Raw genomic sequence first — 26,089 nt, 5'->3', positions numbered from 1 at the left:
GAGACAGGTGTTGCAGTTCACATTTGAGGCCGCCAGTCATAATGTCTAAATTCAACCGCTTATACATAAGATATTAATCGGTTTACGTTATATTATTAGATATATTCCGCTCAAATCGACCCCATGTCCGACGTCTTGCCCGATGAAACCCGCCTCGCTGTTGATATCGAGCGCCTGAAAGCTGAGTTCCCGAAGACCCGCGAGCTGTACCGCGAGGTCTGCGCACTGTTGTTCTTCCGCTTCGGCATCACGCCGACCGCGAACCGGCTTTATCAGCTGGTGAAGCGCGGCAGCATGAGCACGCCGACTCAGGTACTGAGCGAGTTCTGGACCGAGCTGCGCAAGAAAAGCCGCGTACGGATCGACCATCCCGATCTGCCGGCCGACCTGCAGGCCGCTGCTGGAGAACTCGTTGCGACGCTGTGGACCCGGTCGACCGCTTCGGCGCAAGCGGCGCTCGAAACGTTGCGGACAGAGACCGAAGCAGAGAAGGTCACGGCGCGAGACACGGTTGCGTCACTGCAAGCGGAACTGGGCCGCACCGAGACCGCGCTGGAACAGCGCACCAGCGCATTGCTGGCCGCGCAGGTGCGCATCCGGGAGCTCGAGCAGGCGCAGACCGCGGGCGAGGCGAAGCGTCAGGCGCTTGAGACCGAGATCAGCCGACAGCAAGACGAGATCGGCGCGCGCGACCGGGCATTGGTGCAGGCGAGGGCGGATTTTGCGAGCGAACTCGAAAAGCTGCGGGCCAGTACCGACTTGGCAGAGGAGCGACTGCGGGCGGCCGAGAAACGGGCGCTGCTCGAGATCGAGCACGAACGGACCGCCGGCACGCGCGTCCATAAGGAACTGGATGCAGCCGCGCGCAGGGCGGAACAGAACGAGAGCCGACATCGGGAGGAAATTCAGGCGCTGCAAATCCAGCTTGGCGATGCGCGTCATCGCACAGGTGTCGTGGAGGGGAGTCTGGAGGCGCTTCGCAACTCGAATACCACGTACGTCCAGGAGCTCGACGCATTGAGGCTGCAACTTGCGACCACCGTGGCGAACCAGTCGCCGACGCAGAAGCGCTCGCGATCGTCCGTGGAGACGCGCAAGCCCCGCCGCGCAGCACCGAAAGTTGCGACCAAGAAGCGATCTGCATCCTGATCCTGGTCTTGCGCTTCCTGGCGTCGCTGGTACGGCGCCTGCGGCGCGGGCCGCCGCGTCACCGATTTTTCCGAAGACGCGAGGCAATCCGGGCATTTATCAAGACCTCAAGTTGCCATCCCGACCGCGACCGTCTCATACTGCTTCTTTGCTTCAAGTGCGGCATGGGTGTGAGGGAAATCGCGCGCATGAGTTCGCTGACCTGCTACTCCCATCGGGCAAAATGCGCGAAGAGGTCAGCCGGTGTGCAGGACGGGGGCATGCGTGTCCCCTCTAGAATTCGCTGTCGTGGGCTCTGCGTGTGTCCATTTCGGATAGCCGTTAAGTTTTCTAGACCAGACGATGTCAGTGAACTCACGCGGCGTCACCAGCCCGGTCTATTCGCTCCCTCATCAATCGTGCATGTCGTTCTTTGCCGTGCCGATTCACAAACCAGGGCAACTGCAATCGGGGGACCGAAATCCGCACCGTTCTTGTGCTATGTTTTCGCGTCGGGCGCTGAGTCCCGTATCCACTAAATCAATAAAAGCAGGGGCCAGCAATGCGACTAAAAACGGTGCAGGTGACGAACTTCCGATCCGTCGAGGACAGCAGCGAGTTCAACGTGGGCAACATGACGTGCCTCGTTGGGAAAAACGAGGCGGGCAAAACGGCGCTGCTGTCGGCGCTTTACGGCCTGAATCCTTACGGCACGTTCACTTACGACAAGACCAGGGACTATCCGCGTCGTTTCGTCAGCGACTTCGACGAGCGCCATCCGGGAGGACGGTCCGTCGTCGTCAGCACCGTATGGACCTTGGACGACACTGACCTTGCTGCCGTCGCCGCCGTCCTGGGCGACAAGGCGCTGACCAAGCCCGAGATCGAGCTGGCCCGCGGGATCGGTTATGAGAAAGAGGAATGGGACGTGCCCGTCGATGACGCCGAGGCGCTGGCGTTCTTGATGAACAAGCATGACCTCGACGCGGTGGAGCGCGAGGTCCTGAAAGGCGTGAGCGACGCGAAGACCGCGGCTGCAACGATCGCCGCTCAACCCCAACAATCCCCGCACCTGCAAGCGTTGCTGGCCGCTATCACGGCGTTCCGTGACCGGCGTTTCACCCTAGCGGCCATCGACTTATTGATCCCACGGCTTCCCAAGTTTTTCCTGACCTCGCACTTCGAACGCATGTCCGGCGAGGTGTCGATCAACGCCCTTGCCGCCGCCATAGCCGCGAACAAACTCGACGCGTCCGACCGGATTTTTCTAGACTTTCTGGCATACGCGGGGACGTCGGTCGAGGAGTTGCTGGCATCGACAAAGCTCGAGGAACTGAAAGCCAAGTGCGAGGGCGCGTCGAACAAGATTTCCGATGAGATCTTCGAATACTGGACGCAGAACGACGCGCTCTCAGTAAAGATCGACATCGCCGCGGGCCTTCCAGAGGACAAGCCGCCGATGAACGCTGGCAACGTCGCCAAGGCGTGGATCACCAACCGGCACCATCGCGCCAGCGTTCCGCTATCGGAGCGCAGCGCCGGTTTCGTGTGGTTTTTCTCGTTCCTCGCGCAGTTCAAGCAATTGAAAAAGACCACGGGCAACGCCATCATCCTGTTGGACGAGCCCGGCTTGACCTTGCACGGTAGGGCGCAAGCGGACCTCTTGCGCTATATCGAAGAACGCCTGTTGCCCAACCATCAGGTGATTTTCACAACCCATTCGCCGTTCATGGTGCCCAGCGATCGGTTGGCCGACGTGCTGATTGTCGAAGACGTCGTGCACTACGACCAACGCCAACGCGCGCGCGTCGAAGGCACGAAGGTCCGCGACGATGTGCTGATGGTCAGCAAAGACACTTTGTTCCCGTTGCAGGGCGCGTTGGGTTATGACTTAACGCAAAGCCTGTTCGTCGGCAAAAACACGTTGCTGGTCGAAGGCCCCTCGGATGTCTTATATTTGCAAGCGCTATCGTCAGCGTTGACCCAGCGCAAGCGCACGGGACTGGATCCGCGGTGGACGCTTTGCCCCGGTGGCGGCATCGACAAGATCGCCTCCTTCGCATCGCTGTTCGGCTCGAACCGCCTGAACATGGCCGTGCTTTGCGACGTCGCCATCGGCGATAAAAAGAAGATCGAAGGGTTGCGAAAACACCAAGTAACTTCTCAATAACCCGGGGCGAGCGCCAGCATACTGTTCAAGCAGAGAGTGCGATGCGTTGTTCGAGGAAGTGAGGCAGAAGGGGAACTTGATCGCAGCGTGAAATGCGGTCAGTCAGGTAGTCCCAGAACGAGATGCCCAGCTTGCGGCACGTCGCCTTTAGACTCGAGAACGTATCACGGCATTGTCGGCCGAGCTCGCTGCGCGTGCCGCCGCTGATCTTGCGCTTTTTGACCTGATCGCGAATGTCGCGTTCACTGCCGTTGGTATGCAGTGGTACTTCGGGGCGCTCTAACGCTAGCAGAAGTTCGGACTTGTTCATGTGAATGCGCCTGAGCAAACGATCGAGCGTCGCATAGCGGGTCTTCTGGATAAAAATATGGTCGAAGCGTCTTGCCAGTTCTCGCTTGCGTTTGGCGGTGGGGTGTAGCTTGTAGTCCTTCAGATCGGCATAGAGCGACCAGATCTCGCTACGCACGCGGGCGATGTCCTCCCGATGTTGATCATTGAGCGGTAGCATCTTGTGCACCAGTCTTTCCGCATGAACCCAACATAACCCATGGATCAGCACGTTGAACTGTCCTGCATCATCGCTGATGATGGCGAGATGCGCAGCCACCCCATGCCGCTTCAGGCTGCCTAGCAACGCGCCCTCGGTGGCAATGTTGCGGTAGCGTGGGGTGTTCATCCCCAAGCCATCCAGGTGGTGCCGCCACGCGCACTGATCGGCAAAGCTTGCGCTTTCGTGCTGACGCAGCGCGTCCAGGAACACGTGCGAGAGCCCCTGCGTTTTCATGTACGCGAGCGCGTCTTCGTTGATCTGGTAATCACCATGGCCCGCACGCAGTAACTCCAGGAAATTGATTCGGCTCTTCGAACGCGTGCTTTGGAACCAGGCAAAATATTCGTTACCGATGTGGGTAACGTAGCCGTTCTTGCCTTGATGCCGCGCGCCGGTATCATCGACCGTCACATACGCTGAAAGCGCCAGGCCAGTCGACAACAGCCCGTCTTTTTCCGCGTGAAAGCGCTCCTTGCCCACTTGCAGTAGCGCGTTCACCTGTCCCGACGAGATCTCGATGCCCCATTCCCGAAGTTGCTCGCATAGCAGCGGCTGCGTGACGTGGCAATGGTGATGTTGATAGAGCACATAGCTCGCCAGCATCGGGCCGAAATGCCCTCCCTGGACTGCCTGCGGAAGTTGCCCGATCAGGGTCTGGCCGTCCGGCGTTTCCCAGCGTGCAAGTCGATAGCGTGTATTGCGTGATTCGATCACCAGGTCCTGAACCACGAAATCACGATAGCCCTTGAATCGGGAACCGGGCGGGATCGGCTCGGCCGGCTCGATGACTTGGTCACAATCGATCTTCAGTTGCGACGTCTTACTTTTCTTTTCTGATCCGGGTCGTTTGGCGGGTTTCTCATTCTGCGTTCGATCCTGCTCGGCGGCTTTTCCAGCATCCTCGTTCATGCGGCTCGGCTTGAACGTCGGACGCTTCTTCTCTCCTTTGAGCACCGCGACTTCGTCTTTCAGATGCCCGCTCTCCTCCTGCACGCGATGGATGATCTCAAGCAATCCTTCGCCCCATGTCAGCAGCTTCATAACCGCGGGCGTCCGATCAGATTCGGCGACATACGGCACCGCGAGTTTCTTCATCACCGCAGCGGCCAACCTACGCGCGCTTCCTGGCTTTTCTGAGCTGGGCTGCTTCCTGTTTCAGTTGCTCAACCTCATCCTGCAAGCCATTGGCGATTGCTGCCAGTTGCTGAACCCACGCCAGCAATTCAAGCTCCGGTGGCGTTAGTCCTTCTCTTGCGATGTCGGGGAGCGCGAATTGATTTCGGAGGGGCATGAGTGCGGATGCAATGATGTTGACCCGACAAACGTTAACATCGCCATCCGCCGTTTACAAGCACGCAATTAGTTGCGGGACGAAACGATGGCATTGGCCTATCTTGACGGCGCGAGCAGATCAAACAACGCACTGTTGTGCGGTAGTTGCCCCGAGTTATTGAGAAGTTACAACACCAACTGCTTCTGGCAGATCACGTGTTCACGATTGCCGACTTCACGGGCCAGGAGGAAAGCGATATCGAGGACCTGTTCCCGCGTGAGAAATACGCCGAACTCTTGAACGAGGCTTACGGCCTGAAGGCCAAGAACAAACTAACAGCCGAGCAACTTCAAGCCGCCGACACGAAGACGCAACGCGTGGTCAAACAGGCCGAATCGGCGTTTCGCACCATGCCGGCGGAGGTGGAGGAGTTCGACCACTTCGCCCCGTCCGGATGGCTGATCCGCAACCCTGCGTTCCTTGACGCGAAGGACGACGACACCGCGACAGCGCTCGACCGTGCTGAAAAGTTGTTCGTGACCTTCAATGCCTTGCTCGAGGAGGACTGATCTCTAGTCTGCCCGGCCGATTGGCTCTTTGGATGTGCCTGATTCGAAAAAAGACCCGCGCGCATCCGACAAGAATTAGGCAACGGCTGGCAAAGCGGGCAGTGAAATTTTCTCTATCTTGCATCCTCGTTCACGAAGCAGCGCGGGAAGCCCTTTCTGGCCCGCAAGATGCATAGCACCAACAAGAACTACTGCTTGACCACCCATTCATTGTCTCGGGCATCATCGAGGCGACGATAGCCAGTCACAGTGTACGAACTGGAAAGTCTGACGCCCGCCGAGGAATTGATTCGTTGCTGGGCCTCCTCGGCTGCGAGACGCGTGAATGATGTGCTCCTCGAGACACATTAGATACCGGCTTCGTTTGCGTTCCAGACGACCTCGGATCCCAGGGGAGCAGCAGCTCAAGAGTGGACAGTCTAGGGGGATATCTGAGGCGCCGCCGATGAAATCTGAGCTAGGTATTGATTCAACTCGATGACTAGCTGGTCCGCCTCCCCTCGTGATAGATACGGTACCTTGATTGTGCGTGCCCAATAGAAGCTTTTGCCAGTAATCGCAGACACCTTCTTGAAAGGCATCCCTTTCAACTCGTCGCCACGCTTCGGCACGGGTGTCAAAAACTCGACATCGCGACACAACGTTTGGTCATTTGGCGCCTTGACTGCCGTATTTCGAACCTTTGCCGCTGCGACAATGCCTGTCCATTTGTGGGAGAAGAACACGATATCGTTAGGGTGAACGTGGTGAATGAATCTCTTGGCGTCGCCATACGCAGCAACGCGGCTGTTCGCCAACATGTCCCACACGGAATCTTCGTCGTAGCTTCGATTCGTGTCGAAAATCACTCCCTTCGCGTCTCGGGGGTTCTTGTGCGTGTCGTAGGGTGGTGCGAAGAACTCGAAGTATCGTTCCCCTGCTATCTCGTAGATCCGGTAGGGAAGGAAGCTGATCGAGATACCTTGGCGCTTCCAGTAGTCAACGGCACTGACGAGCTTCTCGTCGGCTGCGCTGCCTATGATGACAACGTGCTGCCTCCGGTTTATGTCTTTAGCCTCCAGGCGGTGCTCGAGGTCGAACGCCTCCTGATGCGCTGCTAGAAGATCAGCGGTGGGCCCACTGTACTTCCGGAATTTTCTCTGCAAATCGGCGAAATCCCACTGACCGGCATCTTGCGCGTAGCGGAGAGCTTGATGAACGGCAGCATCCCCGGCGGACCCACGCTTTAGCTCGAAGATAGTGAGGTCGCCTGTCTCATTAAGAGCATAGATGTCGGCCTCAGCCTGATACTGTCGTTCCTGGAAGACTGGCATGAGCCGCGCGTCCTCAAACAGGACGCCGAGGATGCTCGACGCGACCAGCTCCTCGAGGTCTTTTTCGAGTTTTCCAAAAGATGCAAAATCCTTGAAGGCAACCGGTTCGATCTCGTCGATATTTTCTCCGTTTGATGTCAGTTTGAAGAGCACGGGTTGGAGCCTTGGTATTGCCAGAGTGGCAGGTTAATGTGCGACGAGGGAGCAGACGGTATCTCGGTCAGTGTCAGGGACCGTTTCGTATGTATCCTACTTCAGCCGTTCAATGAAAAGCTGCCAGAGCTTCTCGGCGGAGCCTTCGTGCGTGAGCTTCTCTTCACCGCCGGACCAGTTTGTCATCATCCCCTTCAGGTACATCGACTGGTCATTGGCTTCGACGCTAAGAATTTCGTTGAAACTGTTGTCCTGAGCGCTATCGTTTCCCGAATAGCCTATCTGGCCTGCTCGTCCGTAGGAGTGAGTGATACGGATGTAGCATCCCGCCACCTTTTTGCCATCCCGATAGACCGTTCCGGTAAATCCGGTATCCGACGTGCGTCGAAATCGGCCTTCATATCCAGGATTGCGCGGCGCTAACTCCTGCAAAGAATTCTCAAAAAAATCAGCGATGTAGCTGAATCCTTCCGTGAGGAAATTGTCACGATCGATATCGCGGAACTCTTTGGGCAAGAAAAGCGTACCGGAACGAGGGCGTAACAACGCGACCGGAGCAGGCGATGCGGACGACTGCCGTATAGGGGAGCTGGCAGCAGGCTGCGATTTGCCATCGGCTGGCTTGGTGATCAGCTTGCGAAGTGACTGGACGATATCCAGAAACGCATCGTCGAGCGTTGGCCACTTGATCAACGGTTTCGCGTCTTTTGGCAGAGCCTTCAATACCCTAAGCTGGGACGACGTCCAGTCACAAGGCCGTACGATTATCGGGACGACGATAGCGGAGCCCGTTTGATGACGCTCCATAGCGCGCTGCATTTCTATGCCATAACAGTAATCCGAGTTCATGAAATCAGAGCTGACAAGCAGAATAATCAGATCTGCCGAATCAAGCTCAGCGCTGATGTGCGCCTCGATTTCGCCACCCGGAGGGATCCGGTGGTCGCTCCAAATGTCGAGATGTCCTTGCCGCCGAAGCAACGACAGGTGCTTGTCGAGTTCCGCACGATATTGCTCGTCTGCGTGGCAGTACGAGATGAAAGCACGAGTCATCAAACGCTCCAGACAGATGGCAACATCCAATTCTAATCGAAGCGATGCGCGGTCTTGGGAGGATAAGATGCCTTCAGCCAGATCAGGCTAGAAGGATTTGGCCGGAAGACTGGCCTGCGCGACTTTGGCGGCGGACGAGCGGTGCCTTGGAGGCAGACGTACTTGACACCTTCAGGCTCCAGACAATGAACAGGAAAGTGGTTCACGTACTGGAGGAGGTGATGAAGCGGCGCACCCAGCGTCCGGCGAACGGAAACGGCAGTTCGAGCCGGTGCGACCCGCGGTCGTTTCACTTTCGCAAACAGGCGAAGTCGAGTTCGCCGCGTACAAAGCAAACTCGCGCGTCAGTCGTGTGATTTAATAGACGGCCGTTAGCGCAGAGGCGCGGAGCTACCCAATTCACCCGCACTCGCCGATTTAGTTAAAAATTCGATCAATTTTAAATCACCTGTCAACCTATGCGTCTGATCACCGAGATCATCGATCTGCTCAGCAGCGAAAGCGCGAATCTCGCGGACGCCCTTTTTAAAGCCAAGGTGCTTGCGTATCGAATGGGGCAACCGGAGCTGAAGGCGTGGATCGATTCCGAGTTGAATGGCTATCCAGATGGCGCTGATCTGCCACCATACCGTGTACTCGCGATCACATGCGTTGCGAACGTAACGGATGGCTATACCCATCCGGTTATACACATCTCGTATCCCAAGGCGTCGTGCGCGGAAGAACGCGTTTACTTTCAATGACGTAGCGCTGCGCTTGTAAACTTTCAGCGGATCGCGTTTACTCTTGCTTTTTGAGTGGACGCATTGGTCACCGAATCGACGCCCTGGACCCAGACGGAATTCAAACAGCTCGAGCTCGGCGATGCGCGCCTGAACAAGCGAGCGAGGCTTTTGATGGAAAGAATGGCGGCGGACCCGATGGCCAGCGTGCCCAAGGCATGCCAGGGCTGGGGCGAGACGATGGCGGCGTACCGCTTCTTCGACAACGACAAGGTCGAATGGCATGCGATTTTGGAGCCGCATTGGCAGCAGACGCAGGAGCGCATGCAGGCCCATCGTGTCGTGCTCTGCGTGCAGGACACATCAGAGCTGGATTTCAACGGACAAGGCGCGATCGGACTCGGGCCACTGAGCTATGAAGCCCAGCGGGGCATGTATCTGCATCCGACCTACGCGGTCACGCCGCAGCGCGAGCCGTTGGGCATTCTGGATGCGTGGATGTGGGCGCGGGAGAAGAAGGACGAATCCGGCAAGCGTGGCGGACTCAAGGAGAGTGTGCGCTGGATCGAGGGCTATGAGCGCATTGCCGAGATGGCGCCGAGCCTGCCCTCCACGCGTTTGGTGTATGTGGCTGACCGCGAAGCGGATCTGATGTCGCTGATGTTGCGAGCGCAGGAGCTGGGCACGCCGGCAGACTGGCTGGTACGAGCCGCTCATAATCGCTGCCTGCCGGAGGGAGACAAGCTGTGGGAGCGCACGAGCCGTGGGGAAGCTGTCGGGCAAATCGCCTTCACGATGGCTTCGCGCCATGGCGTCAAAGCACGCACGGTGCGCCAGCACCTGTGGGTGCAACACGTGGAGTTGCCCGCGGGCAAAGGCAAGTGCATCGCTGCGACGTGCCTGGTCGCGCGCGAGTTCGATGCGCCAGCGGGCGTTAAGCCGATCGAATGGCGTCTGTTGACCAATCGCACGGCCAGCACGGTGGAGGAGGCAGTCGAACTGATCGATTGGTATCGAGCGCGCTGGGAAGTGGAAATCTTGTTCAACATCCTGAAGAACGCGTGCCGTGTCGAGGCGCTTCAGTTGGGCACGATCGAACGGCTCGAGCGCGCGTTAGCGCTGTTTCTGGTGGTGGCTTGGCGTGTGGCTTATTTGATGCGGCTCGGACGAACCTGCCCGGATCTGGACGCGCACCTGTTCTTCGATCCCGATGAAATTCGCTCCGCCTACCTGCTCACGAAAACCCGAGCGCCGGCCCAACCGAAGCTCAACGAAGTATTGCGACTGATCGCGCGCCTGGGAGGTTTCCTTGGCCGCAAGGGCGACGGCGAACCCGGAGCAAAGACCATCTGGCTCGGCCTCAGAGAAGTTCATGTCGCTGCAAAAACATTGCGCCTCTTACGCCACGACGATGGTGACGACACTTCTGTATAAGGGAATGGGCTATACCCAGTACAACGGACACGCGCTGCCTACGCTGCATTTGGAAGGAAGACTTCGTGCCCGTGTAACGAGTAGTGATCTGCGCCAAAGCATCGCAGTCGTCGAGGAGTTCTCCCGCCCCGAAAAGGAACTTATCATTCCGTTTCCTCCGGAATACCACAAGGCGCTTGAGAAGGGGTTGAGGCCGGGCTTTCATATTATGTCGGCTTGGGGTCGCTTGTCTGCTGGTGCTCATTTACAGGTCGTGGTCGAAGTGCGCTCCCGTCTGCTGGAGTTCATGCTTCAGTTGGAGGAGAAGGTGCCAGAACAACTGGACGGTGTTAGCTTCAAAGACCTCGCAACTCAGATTGGAGTCGGAAATATGTTCAAAGGGGCGGTTTTTGGGGATAACGTCAACATTAATATTGGTAGCGGTTCGCAGTCACACATGACAAGTAGCGTCGTTAAGAACGACCTCGCGAGCCTGATGGTCGAGCTCCGCAAGCAAGGCGTTGATGAAGCGGATCTTGCAGATCTGGACACCGCCATCGCAGAGGATGCACTCACAAGTGCCGATAAGCCGGAAATCGGGCCGAGCGTCAAGGGCTGGATCGGAAAGACACTTTCGAAGGCGGGGACGGCCGCGTGGGATGTCAGCGTTCAGACTGCAGCGGCCGTTCTCGGCACTGCAGTGTCGGCGTACTACGGCATCGGTAAATGAGCGAACCTCCAATGTTCCAAGCCAGCACCGGTACTTCAGGAGCGACGAACGCATCGTCGAACCCGTTACAGTCCCATGTGGGGTACGCGGAGTCGAACGCACGCTACTGGGACGCGATACCTCTCATCCGCAACCAACTGCGCCGGTCTAGCTTCCGTCTGTATTGCACACGCTGAGTGCGTATTGTCGGTTCACGTTCGGAGCAGAACGCTCACGGGTTCGAAGCGGCGGGACATTGTTGGAGAGCTTCGCTGCCTGTCATGCGGTGAGGTGTTCTACGCCACCGACGCCGCCGCCGCCGACGGCAACCTGGTTAGCCTCGACCCGCTTGGCAAACGAACGAATTGAAACCGGAAAATAACGGATCTAGCGCATATATGAGCGAATCCCTAATTGCTGCAATTGGCGACATGTTTAGCTTGGCGAACGTGCCAGGCGGAAACGTCGTTGGCTACGCACTGAAGCAGCTGTTCACGAAAAGACTCGATAACGCCCGGGAGATCCTCCTAAAGGAACTCGCGCGCGGTGACATGCGCGTCAGTGAGGCTGACCTCGAAGAGGGAGTTGCAATCGTCTACCGATTCCTGCGGGCAGCGCAGGAAGGTGCCGCACGGGTCAACCTACGGCTTCTGTCTCAGGTCATCGCGAATCAGGCGTGGCAGGGCACCATGAAGGCCGACGAGTTTTTGTACTACGCCGACATTCTCGGTGCTTTGCGTCGCGACGAGGTCTTGCTGCTCGGTAGTCTTCATAGAAATTGGTTCGATCCGAGCCATGCGGCGTTAGATATCGGCCAGCGACGGATCGCGGCCCGTGCCGCGATGCAGAGCGAGTTGACACCAGCGGTATTTGAAAGTGAAGCTGACTTCTTCGCGATCATCGGGTCGCTGTCGCGCACCGGCCTGATTTCAACCGTCGCGGCATATGGTGGCGCCTTCTACGAGCCTTCGCCGCTTCTTGAACGCTTCGTCCACATGGTGGACTTTGACGCGGCTGCAGCATAGAGAAAGGATAGGGGCGAAAGTGCGAGAAGAGGAAAAAATTGGTTCGAGATGCTCCGCTCGCATTCCTTTGAGTTCGTAGTCCTACATATTTTACATAAGCTTAATTATCAACATTTTAGCTGTAGGCCCCAAGTAGTAATGTCGTACTTGAGCCAAGTGTACTTGGTCCGTGCCATCAAAAAAAGAGAAACGGTTGGGACGTCATGGGACACAAAGTCTCCTGCCGATGGAATGCATACCACCAGTTCCCGACGAATACAGCAAGGCGCCGTAAAACAGGATGGTCGAGCGCAGAAGCTGGCAATGTGATGGCAAGTGGTCGCAGTTCTTTTATTAAAAACCGACGGCCATGAGGAGTTTGAGAGCGGTGATCGATGAACTTTCCATGGATGGCGCCCACTGGGTACGGCGGCGTCAGCCCTAAGCCGCCATCGCGGTGCCTTCCACGCGCATACCTTCAACTGCCGGCGCGGCCACGCCGACGGCGGGCGAAGGGGCACCCGTGCAAAGTAGTAGAGACGTGAGGATCTCTCCCAGATACGAATCCGTAAGGCAACACTCAAAGCGGCTCTTTCATGGATGGTGCGTCGCCGGTAAGTGATAGGCACGATCTAGTGGACAGTAACAGCGCCGAACATGCTCTTGCTACCGAAACGTTAATGATCCTTCTCTCGAGGACCGGGATCTGCGGCTGGCCGCGCCTCCCAGTTCATCCGATGGCGTTTCACTGTTTCGCTGTGGCGCTTGTCCTCCTCCTCATGGATGTACAGGCTCGTGGTAGTCAGCGAAGCGTGCCCCAGATTGTCGCGAACTGTTCGCAGGTCAGAACCACCATCGGCCTGATGCGAGCCCGATGTATGGCGTAGCCAGTGCGCCGAAGCACGGTCCAGCTCATCGGCGCGATCCGTGAACTCGAGCCCGCGCGAGCGCAGCCAGGTTGCGGCGTTGCCAAATACACTCTTGATCGCCTCATGAATGGCCGAGCGCGACATGGATCGGTTCTTTCCCCTGAACGGCATGACGAGCGGCGTTTCCTCGGCGCGGCTGGGCAGCGACGGCAAGTTGTTCGCCGTCCTGTAGCGGGCCAGCTCGACGATCAGTTCGAGCGACGCCGGCACGATCCGTTCCTTGTGCCCTTTGCCGAGTACTTCAAGCCACCACTGATCAACTCCATTCGCCCCGAGTCGCCTCGAGAAGTCACCCATCTTGCCGGAGGCGACCTCGGAAATACGCATACCTTGCAGATAGAAGAGGGTGGTGAGCCACCGGCAGCGGGCGTAGTAAGCCTTCTGCAGCTCCGTTTCCTGCGGTAACTGCTCAACAAAGTCTTTGACCTCATCCCACAGCGAGATGGACAGGTAACGGGTGATGCGCGGCGCCGCGCGCTCGCCGCGGCGCCGTAGCAACGCCATCGGGTTGCCGCGCAGATAACCGGCGTCCACCAGCCAGGTGAACATGACGTTCAGGATGATCAGCGCCTGCCGCTGACTGGCGGTCGACAACGGCCCATTGAACGGCCGCCAGCGTGCGTCGCCGCGTGGATACTTGCCGCCATTCGCCGACACCCAGCGACTGGCGGGCTGCAAATCGGTGAGGAACGCCTTGAAGAGCAGCAGGTCCTCGTGTGCGAGCGACGACAGCGGCTTGCCAAGCTGCACGACGGCCCACAGCAGCAGCCGCTCGGCTTCCTTGCGGTAATTGTCGTAAGTCGTCTTGGTATTCGCGTAATTGGCGAGCCAGGCACGCACCGCCTCCAGGTCATCGCGCGCTGACAACTGAGAATTCTCGACGTCACCGCGGTTGGTGCCGTCGCGACCGTCAAGCACCGCTGGGACGACGAGCGACTCGACGGGTTGCACGGACGTTATCGGCATGTTCGTCACGGTTCAGATGGCTCCTTGAGGCGTGGCGCGATTTCGGGCGAGTTGATCCAGATCGATGGCCGTGATCACCGCTGGTTTGAATAATGCGCGCCGGCCCGCACATTGCCGGTGTTTATTGGCGATGCGCCCGGCCGCCTGATGACTTTGCTCATTGAGCGTAACTGGCTCGGACGTCGTTTCATCAAAAAGCGACTGGAAACTCATCAAGGAAGTAAAGTTGGAAATAAAGCGAATGGAAACTGTTCAAGGAAGCAAAATTGGAAATAACGCGAAATTCGGGGTTTTTTCGCGTTATTTCCAACTTTACTTCCAGTTTGGGGAATTTCAGTATGGTTTTACGTTTGGGGCCTTGAATCTAGCTAAAAGCGGACATTACAACTTAGCTGCTACAACACATAAAATTGATAATTAACATTATGTAAAATTAATTGATTTTGTTAATTAGATATCTCGTTTTCTGCTTCTGCTTGCGCCGGTGCCATATTGCTTCTTCAACTAGGTCGTGTTCACACTACCTGAGCCCATCGACGATAAGCGCGAAATTGATGAAGGCGATGAACATCACATCCAGTTTGTCGAATCGCGAGAAGACGCGGCGGAAGCCTTTAAGTCTTCGGAATAGTCGCTCCACTTCGTTTCGACGTTTGTACATTTCCGGATTGTATTCCCATGGTTCAAGGCGATTGCTTTTTGGCGGGACAACGGGATGAAGCCCAGGTCAAGCGCGAGTTGTCGCGTCTCGTCGCCCTCATAGGCCTTGTCCATCAGCAAGTGCAGTGGCCAATTCGGCGGCCCGATGCTTTGTAGCAAGGCTCGTCCCTGGGGTGCATCACCGGCTTGACCGGGAGAAAGCGCGAACGTTATGGCTGTTCGAGCATCCGCGGCAACCATATGAATCTTGGTAGTCCATCCGGCTCGGCACTTGCCGATGGCTTGAGGTCCGTTTTTTTCAATGCGCCAGTCCCATCTCGATGCACCTTTACGATCGTGCTATCCAGCGAGACTGCCTCGATCCTGACACGAACGATCTGGGCACGCTGCAATTCGGTAAATACGCGATCCAGCACGCCGCTTTTGGACCATCGGTTCATCCGCGTATAGATCGTGTGCCACCGACCAAAGCGCTTGGGCAAACCACGCCACTTGCAACCATGCTCAGCAACATAAAGAATCGCATTCAACACTTGAAGGTTCGACATGCTGACGTTGCCACGTTGACGTGGCAAACAATGTTCGATCTTTTGAAATTGGGCTTCGGTGAGTTCCATTCCCGAAGTTTACAGGCAAAAGGCATTAGTGTGAACACGCCCTAGATTCAAATGTCCGCTTTCGGGCGGCTTAAGCTTAGCCGGCGTCGATTCCCGCGGCGCCGGAGGCCACGATGACATCTAGCGGAAGGACTCTCTCATACTTCGAGTTGCTCGAGCACTCGCCCTTTCGTCTCGACGCCCAAGAAATGAACCGCTACCGCGGCCAGCATCGGCACGATTGCGAGCAGGTACAAAGCCGTGTCGAGATGACCGCCAACGAGGGTCTTGCCGACCATCGCGGGGGCAAATATGGCCGCCAGCTTTAACCACGCGCCGGCTACGCCGCAACCGAACGCACGGATGCTGGTTGGATACAGTTCGGGCGTATAGACGTACGCGGTTATAAATCCGCACGACATGAACCCGATCGCAAACGCACAGCATGTCGCAACCACGTACACCGACTCGTTGTGAAACGCAGCAGCCAGCGCCAGTGAAACCGCGCACAACACGAACGACACGTTGATGACCGGTTTGCGGCCCACCCTATCTACAATCAGCGCACAGATCACGGACCCCACCACGCCGAGGAGCGACGCCGCTACGGCCAGGTTCAACGCCAGTTGCAAGGGCGATTGATAGACGGTCTTGTAGATCGTCGGCAACCATGTTGACAGACCATACTGGATGACGCCGCAGGTCATCCACAGCAATGCGACAGCGATCGTGCGCTTAATGTAAGCACGCCCGAAGACATCGCGTGCACGACGCTTGGGATGACGATGCGCCATTGCGTCGAACTCGGTCGTCGCCGACAACGGCGGCAACGGGCCCTTGACCGTGGCTTCGAACGCATTGAGCGCGTGGTCGGCGTCGTGCATACGATCTTTCGATGCCAGCCAGCGCGGCGATTCAGGAACAATCTTGCGCAGCGCGAAGAACAGGAGCAGAGGCACGCCGCCAATGATATACATTGCCTCCCAGCCAAAGCGCGGCACGATCCATGCACCCAGTGCATTCGACGCCAGCAACCCGATCGGGAACACAATTTCGTATAGCAAAACGAAACGCCCCCGGCCGTGAGCCCGTGTGATCTCGTTGATATAAGTTGCCGCGACCGGCAATTCACCGCCCAGTCCCAGCCCTTGCGCAATGCGCAGCGCGACGAAAACGGCAAACGTCGGGGCGAACCCGCAGGCAATGCTCGTGACGCCGATGATCCCGGAACTCCACGCAATCGAGCGCACGCGACCGAAACGTTCGGCCAGCGCCGGAAAAAGGAATGCACCGATCAACTGGCCGATCGAACCCGAAGCAATCAGGAATCCGATCTGTCCTGGCGTGAGACCCCACTTCTGGATCAGCAGCGGCAGCGTGGTCGCTATGGTGATGACGTCGAAGCCATCGAAGAACGTCGCCGCGCCGATCAGGAAACGCGCACGCACCTGCATCGGGTTGGTCGGCAGACGCTCAATCCGCGCGATGATCGAACCGGCGGTAAGCGCCCCCATGGCATTCGCCCCGCCCTGCGCTACAATCGTATTGCCTAACGTATTGCCAAACGTTCTCATGTCTGTACCTCGTCCTCGTATGGCGTCCATGATGTTCAAGCGAGCGCTTTGGCCGTATCGGCCAAGGTCGCGACGTCGATCGTGCGACCCTGGCTCATCCACTTGCGCGCGAGCTTCAGGTCGCGCGGCATGTTGATCGAAATCACGCCACGGATGAGACCCGCTTCCAGAAAGAAAAGACTCGCGCGGCGAGCGTTCAGGTCCCCACGTATGACCGGTTCGATGCCAGCGGGAATGTCGCCGAGGATCTGCAGGTTCACGTCGTATTGATCGGACCAGAACCACGGGATTTCAGCGTAGGGCTCGCGCGTGCCCATCAGCGCGCGTGCGGTTGCTATAGCCTGGTTTTGCGCGTTGGCCCACGATTCGAGCCTCACGCGACGCTTGAGCCACGCGTTCGGATGGTTCGAGACATCGCCGCAAGCGAAGATGAACGGGTCGGACGTCGCTCCGAATTCATCGACCACAATGCCGTCGTTCACGTCGAGTCCTGCCTCTTGTGCGAGTGACGTGTGGGGCGTCAAACCGATCCCCGCGACTGCGAAATCCGCATCGAGCGTGCTGCCGTCCGCGAACGTGGCGCGTACGCCTTGCTCGTAATCGTCCAGCGCGACGAGTGATGCATCGAGCCTTACATCCACGCCATTCGAGCGATGCAACTCCAGCAGGAAATCCGACACCGTGTGCGGCAACGAACGGCCACACAGACGCGACGCTCCTTCAATGATGGTTGCCTCCACGCCCAGCTTGCGCGCCGTCGCCGCCACCTCGAGACCGATCCAGCCGCCGCCGATCACGAGCACACGCATACTCTTGCGCAGTCTCGCACCGAGCGACACGGCGTCGTCGAGCGTACGCAGATAGGCAATGTGCGATGTCTTCACGAGCGATTCCGGTAAGCGCCGCGCGGCACCGCCGGTCGCAATCACCAGCCGGTCATACCGCACCTCGCGGCCCTGCGATGTACGTACGATCCGCTGTTCGCGATCGATCGCCACCGCACGATCCGGTTGCCATGCCTCAACGTTCAGCGCCGCGAAGTCATCCGATGAAACCAGCCGAACGGTGTCTATATCGGCATCACCTGAAAGCACTGCCTTCGAGAGCGGCGGGCGCTCATAGGGCAAGTGAATCTCATCGGCGATCATCACGAGGGGGCCGGTAAAACCGTCCTTGCGCAGCGTCTTAACGATCCATCCCGCCGCCTGTCCACCGCCGATCACCACGACCGTATGCGGCTCGCCCAATGCCAGATCGTCAGCCATTCTTGCGCTCCGTCATGAACTTCCCTTCCGGCGCCTTCGCGTTCTTTTGCCGCCGCGTGTTGCCGTCCAGACCGCCATCGACGGCCCATTCGGCGAACACCGTCGGACCGGGTTCGAAATCGCGCGGTTGCCAGTCGGGCGTGAGCACGTCTTCGTCGGCGTAGTACTCGATCAAGCCGCCTGCCGGGTTCTGGAAGTACCAGAAGTACGCCGACGACACCGGATGCCTGCCGGGTCCGAGTTGCGTCGTCCAGCCGCATCGGCTGACATGCAGGCCGCCGCCGAAGACTTCATGGATATCGCGCACGGTGAACGCGACGTGATTCAGGCCGCGTTTGCCGTCAGGGAGTTGCAGCAGGAACAGGTCGTGATGACCGCCGTGCGGTGCGCAACGCATGAACGCGCCACGCCCCGGATAGCGATCCGACGTCTCGAAGCCAAGCAGGTCGTGATAAAACCTTTCCTGTTCGGCCACGCAATTCGTGAAGAACACGACGTGACCGACTTCGATGGGTTCGGCGCGTTCATATACCGTACTCGGCGTATTGATTCGCAGGTTCTGACCCCACACATTCGAGGGCGAGCCCTTGATATCGAGCGTGCGCTTGCGCGTGACTTCAACGCGAATCGCCATGCCGTTCGGGTCGATGCAACCCACCGCATCGCTGGTTTCGAAGTGGCCCGGCTGACCTGCGAACTTCCCGCGCAACGCGTCGAGTTCTGCCGCGGTCGCCACACCCCATGTCACTTCGCGCAGCGTCGGACCCGCCTCGAAAGCGGGCGGCAGCGCTGGATCGTTTGCATCGACGACCATGATCGTGCAGCCGTTCTGCGCTTCGAAACGCGCATGAGTTTCGTCGTTCGCGACTTCTTTCAAGCCCCAGTCGCTGAAGAAAGTCCTGCACGTTGCGAGGTCGGTCACGCCGTAGGTAACCTGTTCAATGCCGAGAATAGTCATGACTCGTTTCCTAGTTGGCCCACGGCAGCGGAGCGTCGTTCATGCCCCAGTAAAGGCTCTTCTGCTGCATGTATTCGCGGATGCCGAGATGGCCTTTTTCGCGTCCCATGCCGCTGTCCTTCCAGCCGCCGAATGGCGTCGAAATCGAAAATTGCTTGTACGTGTTGATCCAGACGGTGCCGGTTTCCAGCGCGCGGCCCACCCGCCAGGCGCGCTTGTAGTCGTTCGTCCAGATGCCCGCAGCGAGCCCGAAGACACTGTCGTTGGCTTCACGCATGAGAGACGCTTCATCGTCGAAAGGCAGCACGACGAGTACCGGCCCGAAGATTTCTTCCTGGCAGATGCGCGCCTCATTGGTCAGGCCACTGAGGATAGTGGGTGAGTAGAAGAAGCCTTGTTCGCGGTTGTCGCCTGCGGGACGTTTTCCGCCGCACAGCAGCTTGCCGCCCTCTTCCAGTCCGAGCGTCACGTAGCGTTCAACCGAGTCGCGATGCTGTCCCGTGATGAGCGGTCCCATCTGTGTATCCTCGCGCGACGGATCACCCACGCGCAGTCGGTTTGCGCCCTGCACCAGGCGCGCGACGAACGTGTCGTAGATCGAGCGCTGTACGAACAAACGCGAACCCGCGATACACGACTCGCCCGATGAACTGAAGATGCCGTACAGCACGCCATTCACGGCGTGGTCGATATCGGCATCGGCGAAAACGATGGTCGGCGACTTGCCGCCCAGTTCCAGCGACACCGGCATCAGCTTGTCCGCTGCCAACCGCGCGATCCCGCGCCCCACTTCCGTACCGCCGGTGAACGCAATCTTTTTAACCAGGGGATGACGCACCAGTGCGTCGCCAACAATCGATCCCTTGCCCGGCAGAACGCTCAGCACGCCCTTCGGCACGCCTGCTTCCTCGCAGATACGGGCAAGCGCCAGCGAAGCCAGTGGCGTCACTTCAGCGGGCTTCAAAACGACTGCGTTGCCGGCGGCCAAGGCCGGTGCAAGTTTTTGCGCATCGGAAGCAATGGGTGAATTCCACGGCGTGATCGCCGCTACCACGCCGAGCGGTTCATGCACGCTCATCGTCATGAAGTCGCCGCGCGAAGGCGTGATCGACTCTTCAAGCGTCTCGACGCACGCAGCGAAGTAGCGGAACGTGTTGGCCGCGCTCGTGACCAGTCCGCGCGTCTCCGTGATCGGCTTGCCGTTGTCGCGGCGTTGCAGTTGCGCGAGCGCTTCATGGCGCGCTGTGATCAGGTCCGCAATGCGATGCAGCACGGCCGCGCGCTGATGCGGTTTCAACCCCGCCCAGTTCGACTTGCGCCACGCCGCATCGGCCGCTTCGACGGCCTCGCGGGCGTCGTCCGCATTGGCAGCGCTGATCTCGGCGTTGATCGACTGGTCGGCCGGGTACAGGCTCGCATAAACCGCGCCGCGACCCGGGCGCCATTCGCCGCCGATCAGGATGTCGCTCGATGCGAGAAGACTGGATTCGGGAGAGTTCATCAGTGTGTCCTTCGGAACATTCAGCTTGTTTAAATCACGCAGCGCGCTGCACGGTTGCGCAAAGCGCGGATCGCGCTGAACGCCGTCAAGGCGGACGTTTTGGGATTGTCGGGAAGCGGTTTGCCGCACATTTCCAACGACATCTCGCCAAACGCGCCCCGTGCCACGATTCGATGCACATTGCGCTCCGCCTTCGGGTCAGCGATGAGCCGCACGATGGTCTGGTCGAGACCGAGACCGGCCAGCGCAATGGTCGCCGCAACATTCGCGTTCTTCGGATAGAGACGCGCCGCATCACGCGCACTGCCTTCGAAAATCACGCGCTCATCAGTCAGGCTCAGCAGGTCGAACAACCCTTCTGCCGGCGTACCGAGCCAGCCCGAGGGAGGTTTGCGACCCGTGTACAGGACTTCATCGAGGCCGCCTTCGCGGGCGGCAGCCAGCGCATCGACGCCACCAATCGCACCGGACAACAGCGTCAGCACGGACTGCCCTTCATCGGCGGCGCTCGACAATGCATCGAGCAACTGCCCGTCCGACAAAGCACCAATCGATGCCACCGCGCAGTCCGTCCCCGCCTTGAGCAGCGGCACCACGTGATCGAGCAGCGCGCCGTGTCCTGCGCATTCCAGCGCGAAATGAGGACGCCGGCTGAGCGCATCGACGGACGACACGACATCTACATCTCGACCGACTTGCGCGCGCACGTCGTCCGCATAGCGCAACGGCACGATCACGTGCGACACGCGCACCATTGGATCGGACGCCATCGCGCGAAACACCGTCGATCCGACCGCGCCGAAGCCGATCATCGCGACATCGACGGGTACGGTGCGGCCGTTGGCGTCACGCATATTCGGGCTCCTTCGGCTCTTCCTTCTTGACCGGCGGACCCGCAAATGCCGTTGCAAACGAGCCGACAGACACCATGTCCACTTCGATCATCACCGGGCCGGTTTTTTCATAGCCTTGACGGATGATTTCTTCCGCGCGATCCAGCGAGCTAATGCGGTGATGCGTCATGCCGAAGCTGGCGCAGAACTGCGCAAAGTCAGGTTGATGCAGATCCACGAACATGCGCCGGCCGCCGTATTGCGCGTCTTGGATGTTGCGGATCACGCCATAGCACTGGTCGTTCATCAGCACGATCATCACGTTCGCGTCTTCCTGCACGGCCGTCACAAGTTCGCCGACGTTCACCATCAAACCGCCGTCACCGACGAGACACACGGTCTTCTTCGGCGGATGAGCCAACGCCGCGCCGATCGCCATCTGCATGCCCTGGCCGATGCCACCGCCAAGCGCATGCACGCCTGCGCGCGGCTCGAAAACCTTCAGAAGGCGATTGCCCCATGTGCTGTTGGAAATCGTCACGTCGCGCACCCAGTTGTAATCGCGGCCGATCACGCGCTGCAACGATTCGACGAGGCGCTTGTACGGGCCCAGGCCTTTAGCCACATCGGCTGTTGCGGTCTCGCGTGCGGCCGCGAGATCGCCGGCGAATGACGGATCGATCTTCAAGTGACCTTCAAGTCGCGTCGCGAGTTCATCGAGGATGGACAGCGAATCGCCATGCACGAACATGTCGTTCCTGTAGCCGCGGTTGTCGGCACACGCATCGGCGTCAATCCGATACAACGGACTAGGCAACGCCAGCTTGTACTTGAGCGTCTCATTGCCGCGCAGACGTGAACCAACGACAAGCATTGCATCGCAGGTCTTGTAGAAACTTTCCACGGCCGGGTGCACGTTGAACGCGCCGAGCGTGGCCGGGTGATCTTCGGGCAGCACGCCGCGTCCCTGCACGCTCGTCACCACGCCGAATCCCAATGCCACGAGCCGATTCACGGCAGGACCTGCGTGCCGCGTTCCGCCGCCGAGCCACAGCAACGGACGCTTCGCGCGTTTCAGCGCCTGCGCCAGTTGTTCGACCCGCGCGCTGTCGTGCGTGAGCGTGCTCACGTGAGGGGCCGCAAGATCCGCCGGCCATTCGATTTCAGCAGCCTGGATATCAATAGGAATCTCGACGCTCACCGGCCCGCTCGGCGCGGTGAACGCGACACGCACGGCCTCACGCACAATGGCAAGTGCAGTGTCGACCGAACGCACGCGAAACGCCGCCTTGGAAATCGACGCCAGCATGGAAAGCTGATCCGGCGCTTCGTGAATGTAAGCCAGATCCTGATCGAGAAATTGCGTCTCGATCTGGCCGGTGATATGCAGCAGCGCCGTGCCCGCCGTCAGCGCTTCGACCATTGCACCGGCGGCGTTCCCGGCGGCCGTTCCCGTCGATGTAAACGCCACGCCGAGGCCGCCGGAGACACGCGCCAGGCCATCGGCCATGTTCAGCGCGCCCGCTTCGCCGCGCGCGCCGACATAGCGAATCTTGCCGCGCGTACCAATGGCATCGAGGATCGGCATGTTGTGGATCGAGATCACGCCAAAGGCCGTGCGAACGTCGCATTGTTCGAGAAAGGCGGCGATCACTTCGCCAACGGTAGTCGTGTTAGACATGACGTGCAAATCCTCCGGAAACATCGATATGGCTCCCCGTCGTATAGGACGACAGGTTCGTGGCCAGATAAAAGAGCGCCTGCGCCGCTTCTTCGGGACGTCCAAAGCGGCCAAGCGGAATGTTTTTCTTGCGCGCCAGTTCGGCCGTCCATGCTTCCCAGCTCTGGCCTTCCTGCGCCTGCGCCGCGTGCCGGCGGCGCCATTGACCCGATTCCACGATGCCGATCAGGATCGAATTGACGCGAATGCGTTGCGGCGCGAGTTCGGTGGCGAGCGACTTGACGAGGCTCAACACCCCGGCGCGTGCCGACGATGTCGCGACCATATGCGGCTCGGGCTGCAGCGCGAGCAGCGAATTCACACAGACGATCGACGGCGCCGGTGCGTCGCGCAGCATGGGCAGGAACGCGCGGGTGGGACGAATGATGCTGAAATACTTGAGGTCGAGTTCATCGCGCCAGGCTTCGTCGGTGGTATCGGCGAAGGTGGATACGCGGCCCTGACCTGCGTTGTTCAGCAGCATGCCGGCGCGGCCGAAACGCTGGGATACCTTCGTCGCAAATGCTTCGATATCCTGCGCATTTAGTACATCGCATTGCACGGCGAGTAATTCGGCATCGGCGAACTGACTATTTAACTGCGCTTCCGCGGCTTCGAGCCGCGTGGCGTCACGTCCGCAAATGGCTACCGATGCCCCGGCGCGCAGAAACAGTTCCGCTGTCGCCAGGCCGATGCCCGACGAGCCGCCCGTGATCACGGCCACCTGGCCGGTGAGGTCGATCTGGATCATGATTTGAGTCCTAGCGATTTCAGATATTGGCTTTGCGCACCCGGCCGGTAGTTCAGGCGCGAAGACAACTCGGCGGCCGCATGACGCACCTTGTCGACCAGGCCGGTATCCAGCAGCGTTGCATCGATTTCCGGCCGCGGAATCGTCGTCGTGATCACCGCAACAATGCGCCCCGTGTCATTGCGCACCGGCGCCGTGACGACAGATATTCCACGCTCAAACGATGACTGACTGATCGCATAACCGCGTTCGGCATCGGCACGAACCATCTCGTACAGCGCCTCGACTGTTTCCGGCGTGAGCCGCGTATAACGCTCGAGCACGCGCTCGGGATACAGCGTGCGCAGTTCATCGAGGGAAAGATCTCCCATCAGCACGTGGCCGTGCGTGGTCGCGTGGGCAGGCAGCCGTGTACCCACGTTGACCTTCACCGAGCTGAAAATCGGCTCCTGGCTTTGGGCTTTGGCCACGAACACGACGTCGCGACCATCGCGGATCAGGATGTGACTCGTGAGCCCGGTCGAGGTGCGCAAGCCTTCTATGATCGGCAAGCCGAGATCGGTCAACTCCAGCGAGCTGAGATACTCGAAACCCAACCTCAACACGGCAACGCCCAGTCTGTAGTTGCGGTCCTTGTCCGCACGCTCCAGAAAGCCAAGTGATTCAAGCGTCTGCAACAGCCGGAACACGGTGGTGCGCGGAATCTTCAGGCGCTTCGATAATTCCGGCGCGCCGAGCACCGGCTCGCGCGGAGAGAATTCGGCCAGGATCTTCAGGCCGCGCTCGAGTCCAGGGACGATGTAATTGCCGTCGTCCTTGTCTGCGTCGTCAGCTACCCTGGCGAGGGTTCCTGGTGTCATTGCATCACTCCCTTACTCTGCTTGCACGGCGTGCTGAACGCCTCGATCAAGGCGCTGTAGCGCAGCGGCGCTTCGATGTAACCCGCATGACCCGCACCGGGAATCACCTGTAGGCTGACGTTGGCGGCTTTCGCTATCTGCTCGCACGCGGCGGGCGGCGTGATCGTGTCTTCAGCGCCAACCGCAACCGCTACGCGGCCTTTGAAGTGCTTCAGGTCAGACGCCAGGTCGGCGTTGGCGAGAAGATGCGTCGCTTGCGCGTAGCCCGCCAGGTTGATACGCGCCATGTTCCATCGCACCCACTCCCTCGCGTCTTCAACAGCGCCGGCCGACAGCATGTTCGCGCTGCGCTTTTCAGCCAGGCCCTGCGGCCCGAGTTCAGCGAGCATTGCAAGACGCGCATCACGTTTTTCTTCACGCACGTGCTCCGGGGCCGCGCCATATCCGCCTGCCGGCGACAACAACAACAGTGCCGCAACCCGCGCCGACTGACGGCTCGCAAACGAACCCGCGATGATTGCGCCAAGCGAATGGCCTACGAGGATGCAGCGTTCAATTCCGAGTGCATCGAGCCAGTCGCTCAGAGCGTCTGCATAGTCCGATGCCACGGGTGATGCAGGCTCGACGTGCGTCGACTTTCCATACCCTGGCGCGTCCCAAGCAAGCACGTGATGTGCGTCTCCGAGCGTTTCCATCTGGCGAACCCAGGACGCGGCGCCCGAGCCAATACCGTGCAGCATTACGATCGGCATGGTGTGCAGGTGCTTGTCACCTGCCTCGCGATAACCGATCGTGCGCTGTGCGGTATCGACGCGTTGCTCGGCGAACCGAGCAAGCGCATCAGCGTGAGTGAGCATGAAAGCGGGCGATGTCATCGGCTTAGCGCTTCAGCTTGGCCAGGGGGGAATCGGGCGGATACGTCGGCGTGATCGGCTTGGCCGCGCCGAGCATCACGCACATGAGCGCGTCCTCGTCGCCAATATTGATCTCCGTGCGATACACGCCCGGCGGAATCGAGATCAGGTCACGCTCGCCGACGATCGTTTCCCACGACTCGCCGTCCTTCTCGCACACCACTTTCATCTTGCCGCGAATCACGAAGAAAATTTCTTCGACGTCCATATGAATATGGCTAGGACCAATGTTTCCGGCCGGAATGACCATGGTGGAGAACGTGAAGCCGCCGGCCGGAACCGTGTTCACGTCCTTTGCCACGCCAGTGCCGCCCGTGCCGACATAACGCATCTGCGCCCGGCGATACTTCGGGTCGTAATCCGCCTGGAACTTCAGTGCGTCCCAGTCATACTTGCGCGTTTCAAGACGCGCGACGCGCGAGTCCATCCATTGAGCAAAGCTCGCTTCTTCGGGCTGTTCCCACGACTTGCGTTCGATGTCCGCATCGGCCATTGATTGCTCCTT

The 26,089-nt window shown here is 59.2% G+C and carries 25 protein-coding genes and 1 pseudogene; 8 read left to right on the top strand and 18 right to left on the bottom strand.

What is annotated here, in order from left to right:
- The first annotated feature begins 123 nt into the window (after positions 1-123).
- Both SBC1_RS38145 and SBC1_RS38140 read left to right on the top strand, forming a co-directional pair.
- Positions 124-1,149: a DNA-binding protein gene (locus SBC1_RS38145; RefSeq protein WP_165989225.1), complete on the top strand. Its 1,026-nt coding sequence runs from the start codon at positions 124-126 to the stop codon at positions 1,147-1,149.
- Positions 1,150-1,690: 541 nt separating this feature from the next.
- Positions 1,691-3,298, top strand: a complete 1,608-nt coding sequence (locus SBC1_RS38140) for an ATP-dependent endonuclease (protein ID WP_165989223.1) — start codon at positions 1,691-1,693, stop codon at positions 3,296-3,298.
- A 25-nt stretch (positions 3,299-3,323) separates the two neighbouring features.
- Here SBC1_RS38140 and SBC1_RS38135 read toward each other — a convergent pair whose 3' ends face one another.
- Positions 3,324-4,889: a transposase gene (locus SBC1_RS38135; protein WP_165989230.1), complete on the bottom strand. Its 1,566-nt coding sequence runs from the start codon at positions 4,887-4,889 to the stop codon at positions 3,324-3,326.
- A gap of 70 nt (positions 4,890-4,959) precedes the next feature.
- On the bottom strand, positions 4,960-5,139 hold the full coding sequence (locus tag SBC1_RS38130) for a hypothetical protein (protein ID WP_165102141.1): 180 nt from the start codon (positions 5,137-5,139) through the stop codon (positions 4,960-4,962).
- 197 nt (positions 5,140-5,336) lie between these two features.
- Here SBC1_RS38130 and SBC1_RS38125 point away from each other — a divergent pair, with 197 nt between their 5' ends.
- Positions 5,337-5,690: a hypothetical protein gene (locus SBC1_RS38125; protein WP_165989222.1), complete on the top strand. Its 354-nt coding sequence runs from the start codon at positions 5,337-5,339 to the stop codon at positions 5,688-5,690.
- A 75-nt stretch (positions 5,691-5,765) separates the two neighbouring features.
- Here the strand turns inward: SBC1_RS38125 and SBC1_RS40775 are convergent, their stop codons facing one another.
- The 3 genes from SBC1_RS40775 to SBC1_RS38110 all read right to left on the bottom strand — a co-directional run bounded on the left by SBC1_RS40775 (position 5,766) and on the right by SBC1_RS38110 (position 8,209).
- Positions 5,766-5,864, bottom strand: coding sequence for a hypothetical protein (locus SBC1_RS40775; RefSeq protein ID WP_371826773.1), 99 nt, complete (start codon positions 5,862-5,864; stop codon positions 5,766-5,768).
- A 245-nt stretch (positions 5,865-6,109) separates the two neighbouring features.
- The gene (locus tag SBC1_RS38115; protein WP_165105983.1) at positions 6,110-7,156 is read right to left on the bottom strand and encodes a hypothetical protein; all 1,047 of its coding nucleotides are present in this window, start codon (positions 7,154-7,156) and stop codon (positions 6,110-6,112) included.
- 96 nt (positions 7,157-7,252) lie between these two features.
- The gene (locus tag SBC1_RS38110; protein WP_165105985.1) at positions 7,253-8,209 is read right to left on the bottom strand and encodes a toll/interleukin-1 receptor domain-containing protein; all 957 of its coding nucleotides are present in this window, start codon (positions 8,207-8,209) and stop codon (positions 7,253-7,255) included.
- Positions 8,210-8,667: 458 nt separating this feature from the next.
- Between SBC1_RS38110 and SBC1_RS38105 the strand changes: the two genes are divergently transcribed.
- The 4 genes from SBC1_RS38105 (at position 8,668) to SBC1_RS38090 (ending at position 12,078) form a co-directional block, all read left to right on the top strand.
- Positions 8,668-8,952, top strand: a complete 285-nt coding sequence (locus SBC1_RS38105) for a hypothetical protein (protein ID WP_165105988.1) — start codon at positions 8,668-8,670, stop codon at positions 8,950-8,952.
- A gap of 63 nt (positions 8,953-9,015) precedes the next feature.
- A complete protein-coding gene (locus tag SBC1_RS38100; RefSeq protein WP_165089544.1) occupies positions 9,016-10,365 on the top strand; it encodes an IS4 family transposase in 1,350 nt (449 codons plus the stop codon).
- Entirely contained in the window at positions 10,304-11,074 is a 771-nt protein-coding gene (locus SBC1_RS38095) for a hypothetical protein (RefSeq protein WP_165105990.1), read from the top strand. The genes SBC1_RS38100 and SBC1_RS38095 overlap by 62 nt, the downstream gene beginning before the upstream one ends.
- Positions 11,075-11,451: 377 nt before the next feature.
- Positions 11,452-12,078: a hypothetical protein gene (locus SBC1_RS38090; protein ID WP_165105993.1), complete on the top strand. Its 627-nt coding sequence runs from the start codon at positions 11,452-11,454 to the stop codon at positions 12,076-12,078.
- A 656-nt stretch (positions 12,079-12,734) separates the two neighbouring features.
- Here the strand turns inward: SBC1_RS38090 and SBC1_RS38085 are convergent.
- Both SBC1_RS38085 and SBC1_RS38080 read right to left on the bottom strand, forming a co-directional pair.
- Complete coding sequence (locus SBC1_RS38085) at positions 12,735-13,952, bottom strand: tyrosine-type recombinase/integrase (protein ID WP_165107223.1); 1,218 nt, start codon at positions 13,950-13,952, stop codon at positions 12,735-12,737.
- 12 nt (positions 13,953-13,964) lie between these two features.
- Positions 13,965-14,168 carry a hypothetical protein gene (locus SBC1_RS38080; RefSeq protein WP_165106738.1) on the bottom strand — a complete coding sequence of 68 codons (204 nt, stop codon included), beginning with the start codon at positions 14,166-14,168 and terminating at the stop codon, positions 13,965-13,967.
- A gap of 25 nt (positions 14,169-14,193) precedes the next feature.
- On the opposite strand from SBC1_RS38080, the gene SBC1_RS38075 reads away from it, so the two are divergent.
- Positions 14,194-14,373 carry a hypothetical protein gene (locus tag SBC1_RS38075; RefSeq protein WP_165106735.1) on the top strand — a complete coding sequence of 60 codons (180 nt, stop codon included), beginning with the start codon at positions 14,194-14,196 and terminating at the stop codon, positions 14,371-14,373.
- A 99-nt stretch (positions 14,374-14,472) separates the two neighbouring features.
- Here the strand turns inward: SBC1_RS38075 and SBC1_RS38070 are convergent.
- From SBC1_RS38070 to SBC1_RS38020, 11 genes and pseudogenes are all read right to left on the bottom strand, one after another.
- A pseudogene (locus SBC1_RS38070) lies at positions 14,473-15,229 on the bottom strand (IS5 family transposase).
- Positions 15,230-15,366: 137 nt separating this feature from the next.
- Positions 15,367-16,782, bottom strand: a complete 1,416-nt coding sequence (locus tag SBC1_RS38065) for an MFS transporter (RefSeq protein ID WP_165107221.1) — start codon at positions 16,780-16,782, stop codon at positions 15,367-15,369.
- Between the two features lie 35 nt (positions 16,783-16,817).
- Positions 16,818-18,047, bottom strand: a complete 1,230-nt coding sequence (locus SBC1_RS38060) for an NAD(P)/FAD-dependent oxidoreductase (RefSeq protein ID WP_165107218.1) — start codon at positions 18,045-18,047, stop codon at positions 16,818-16,820.
- Positions 18,040-19,005 carry a VOC family protein gene (locus SBC1_RS38055; RefSeq protein ID WP_165107216.1) on the bottom strand — a complete coding sequence of 322 codons (966 nt, stop codon included), beginning with the start codon at positions 19,003-19,005 and terminating at the stop codon, positions 18,040-18,042. Before SBC1_RS38055 ends, SBC1_RS38060 begins: the two co-directional genes overlap by 8 nt.
- Positions 19,006-19,015: 10 nt before the next feature.
- Entirely contained in the window at positions 19,016-20,506 is a 1,491-nt protein-coding gene (locus SBC1_RS38050; RefSeq protein WP_165107214.1) for an aldehyde dehydrogenase, read from the bottom strand.
- A 29-nt stretch (positions 20,507-20,535) separates the two neighbouring features.
- The gene (locus SBC1_RS38045; protein ID WP_165107212.1) at positions 20,536-21,360 is read right to left on the bottom strand and encodes an aspartate dehydrogenase; all 825 of its coding nucleotides are present in this window, start codon (positions 21,358-21,360) and stop codon (positions 20,536-20,538) included.
- The gene (locus SBC1_RS38040; RefSeq protein ID WP_165107210.1) at positions 21,353-23,020 is read right to left on the bottom strand and encodes a thiamine pyrophosphate-binding protein; all 1,668 of its coding nucleotides are present in this window, start codon (positions 23,018-23,020) and stop codon (positions 21,353-21,355) included. Before SBC1_RS38040 ends, SBC1_RS38045 begins: the two co-directional genes overlap by 8 nt.
- Positions 23,013-23,810, bottom strand: coding sequence for an SDR family oxidoreductase (locus SBC1_RS38035; protein WP_165107208.1), 798 nt, complete (start codon positions 23,808-23,810; stop codon positions 23,013-23,015). Before SBC1_RS38035 ends, SBC1_RS38040 begins: the two co-directional genes overlap by 8 nt.
- Positions 23,807-24,670: an IclR family transcriptional regulator gene (locus SBC1_RS38030; RefSeq protein WP_165107206.1), complete on the bottom strand. Its 864-nt coding sequence runs from the start codon at positions 24,668-24,670 to the stop codon at positions 23,807-23,809. The genes SBC1_RS38035 and SBC1_RS38030 overlap by 4 nt, the downstream gene beginning before the upstream one ends.
- Entirely contained in the window at positions 24,667-25,545 is an 879-nt protein-coding gene (locus SBC1_RS38025; protein WP_165107204.1) for an alpha/beta fold hydrolase, read from the bottom strand. Before SBC1_RS38025 ends, SBC1_RS38030 begins: the two co-directional genes overlap by 4 nt.
- Positions 25,546-25,549: 4 nt before the next feature.
- Positions 25,550-26,077, bottom strand: a complete 528-nt coding sequence (locus SBC1_RS38020) for a cupin domain-containing protein (RefSeq protein ID WP_165107202.1) — start codon at positions 26,075-26,077, stop codon at positions 25,550-25,552.
- Positions 26,078-26,089: the final 12 nt, after the last annotated feature.

The organism is Caballeronia sp. SBC1 (genome assembly GCF_011493005.1).
Classification (GTDB): Bacteria; Pseudomonadota; Gammaproteobacteria; order Burkholderiales; family Burkholderiaceae; genus Caballeronia.
This window is presented reverse-complemented; position numbering and strand designations above follow the sequence as displayed.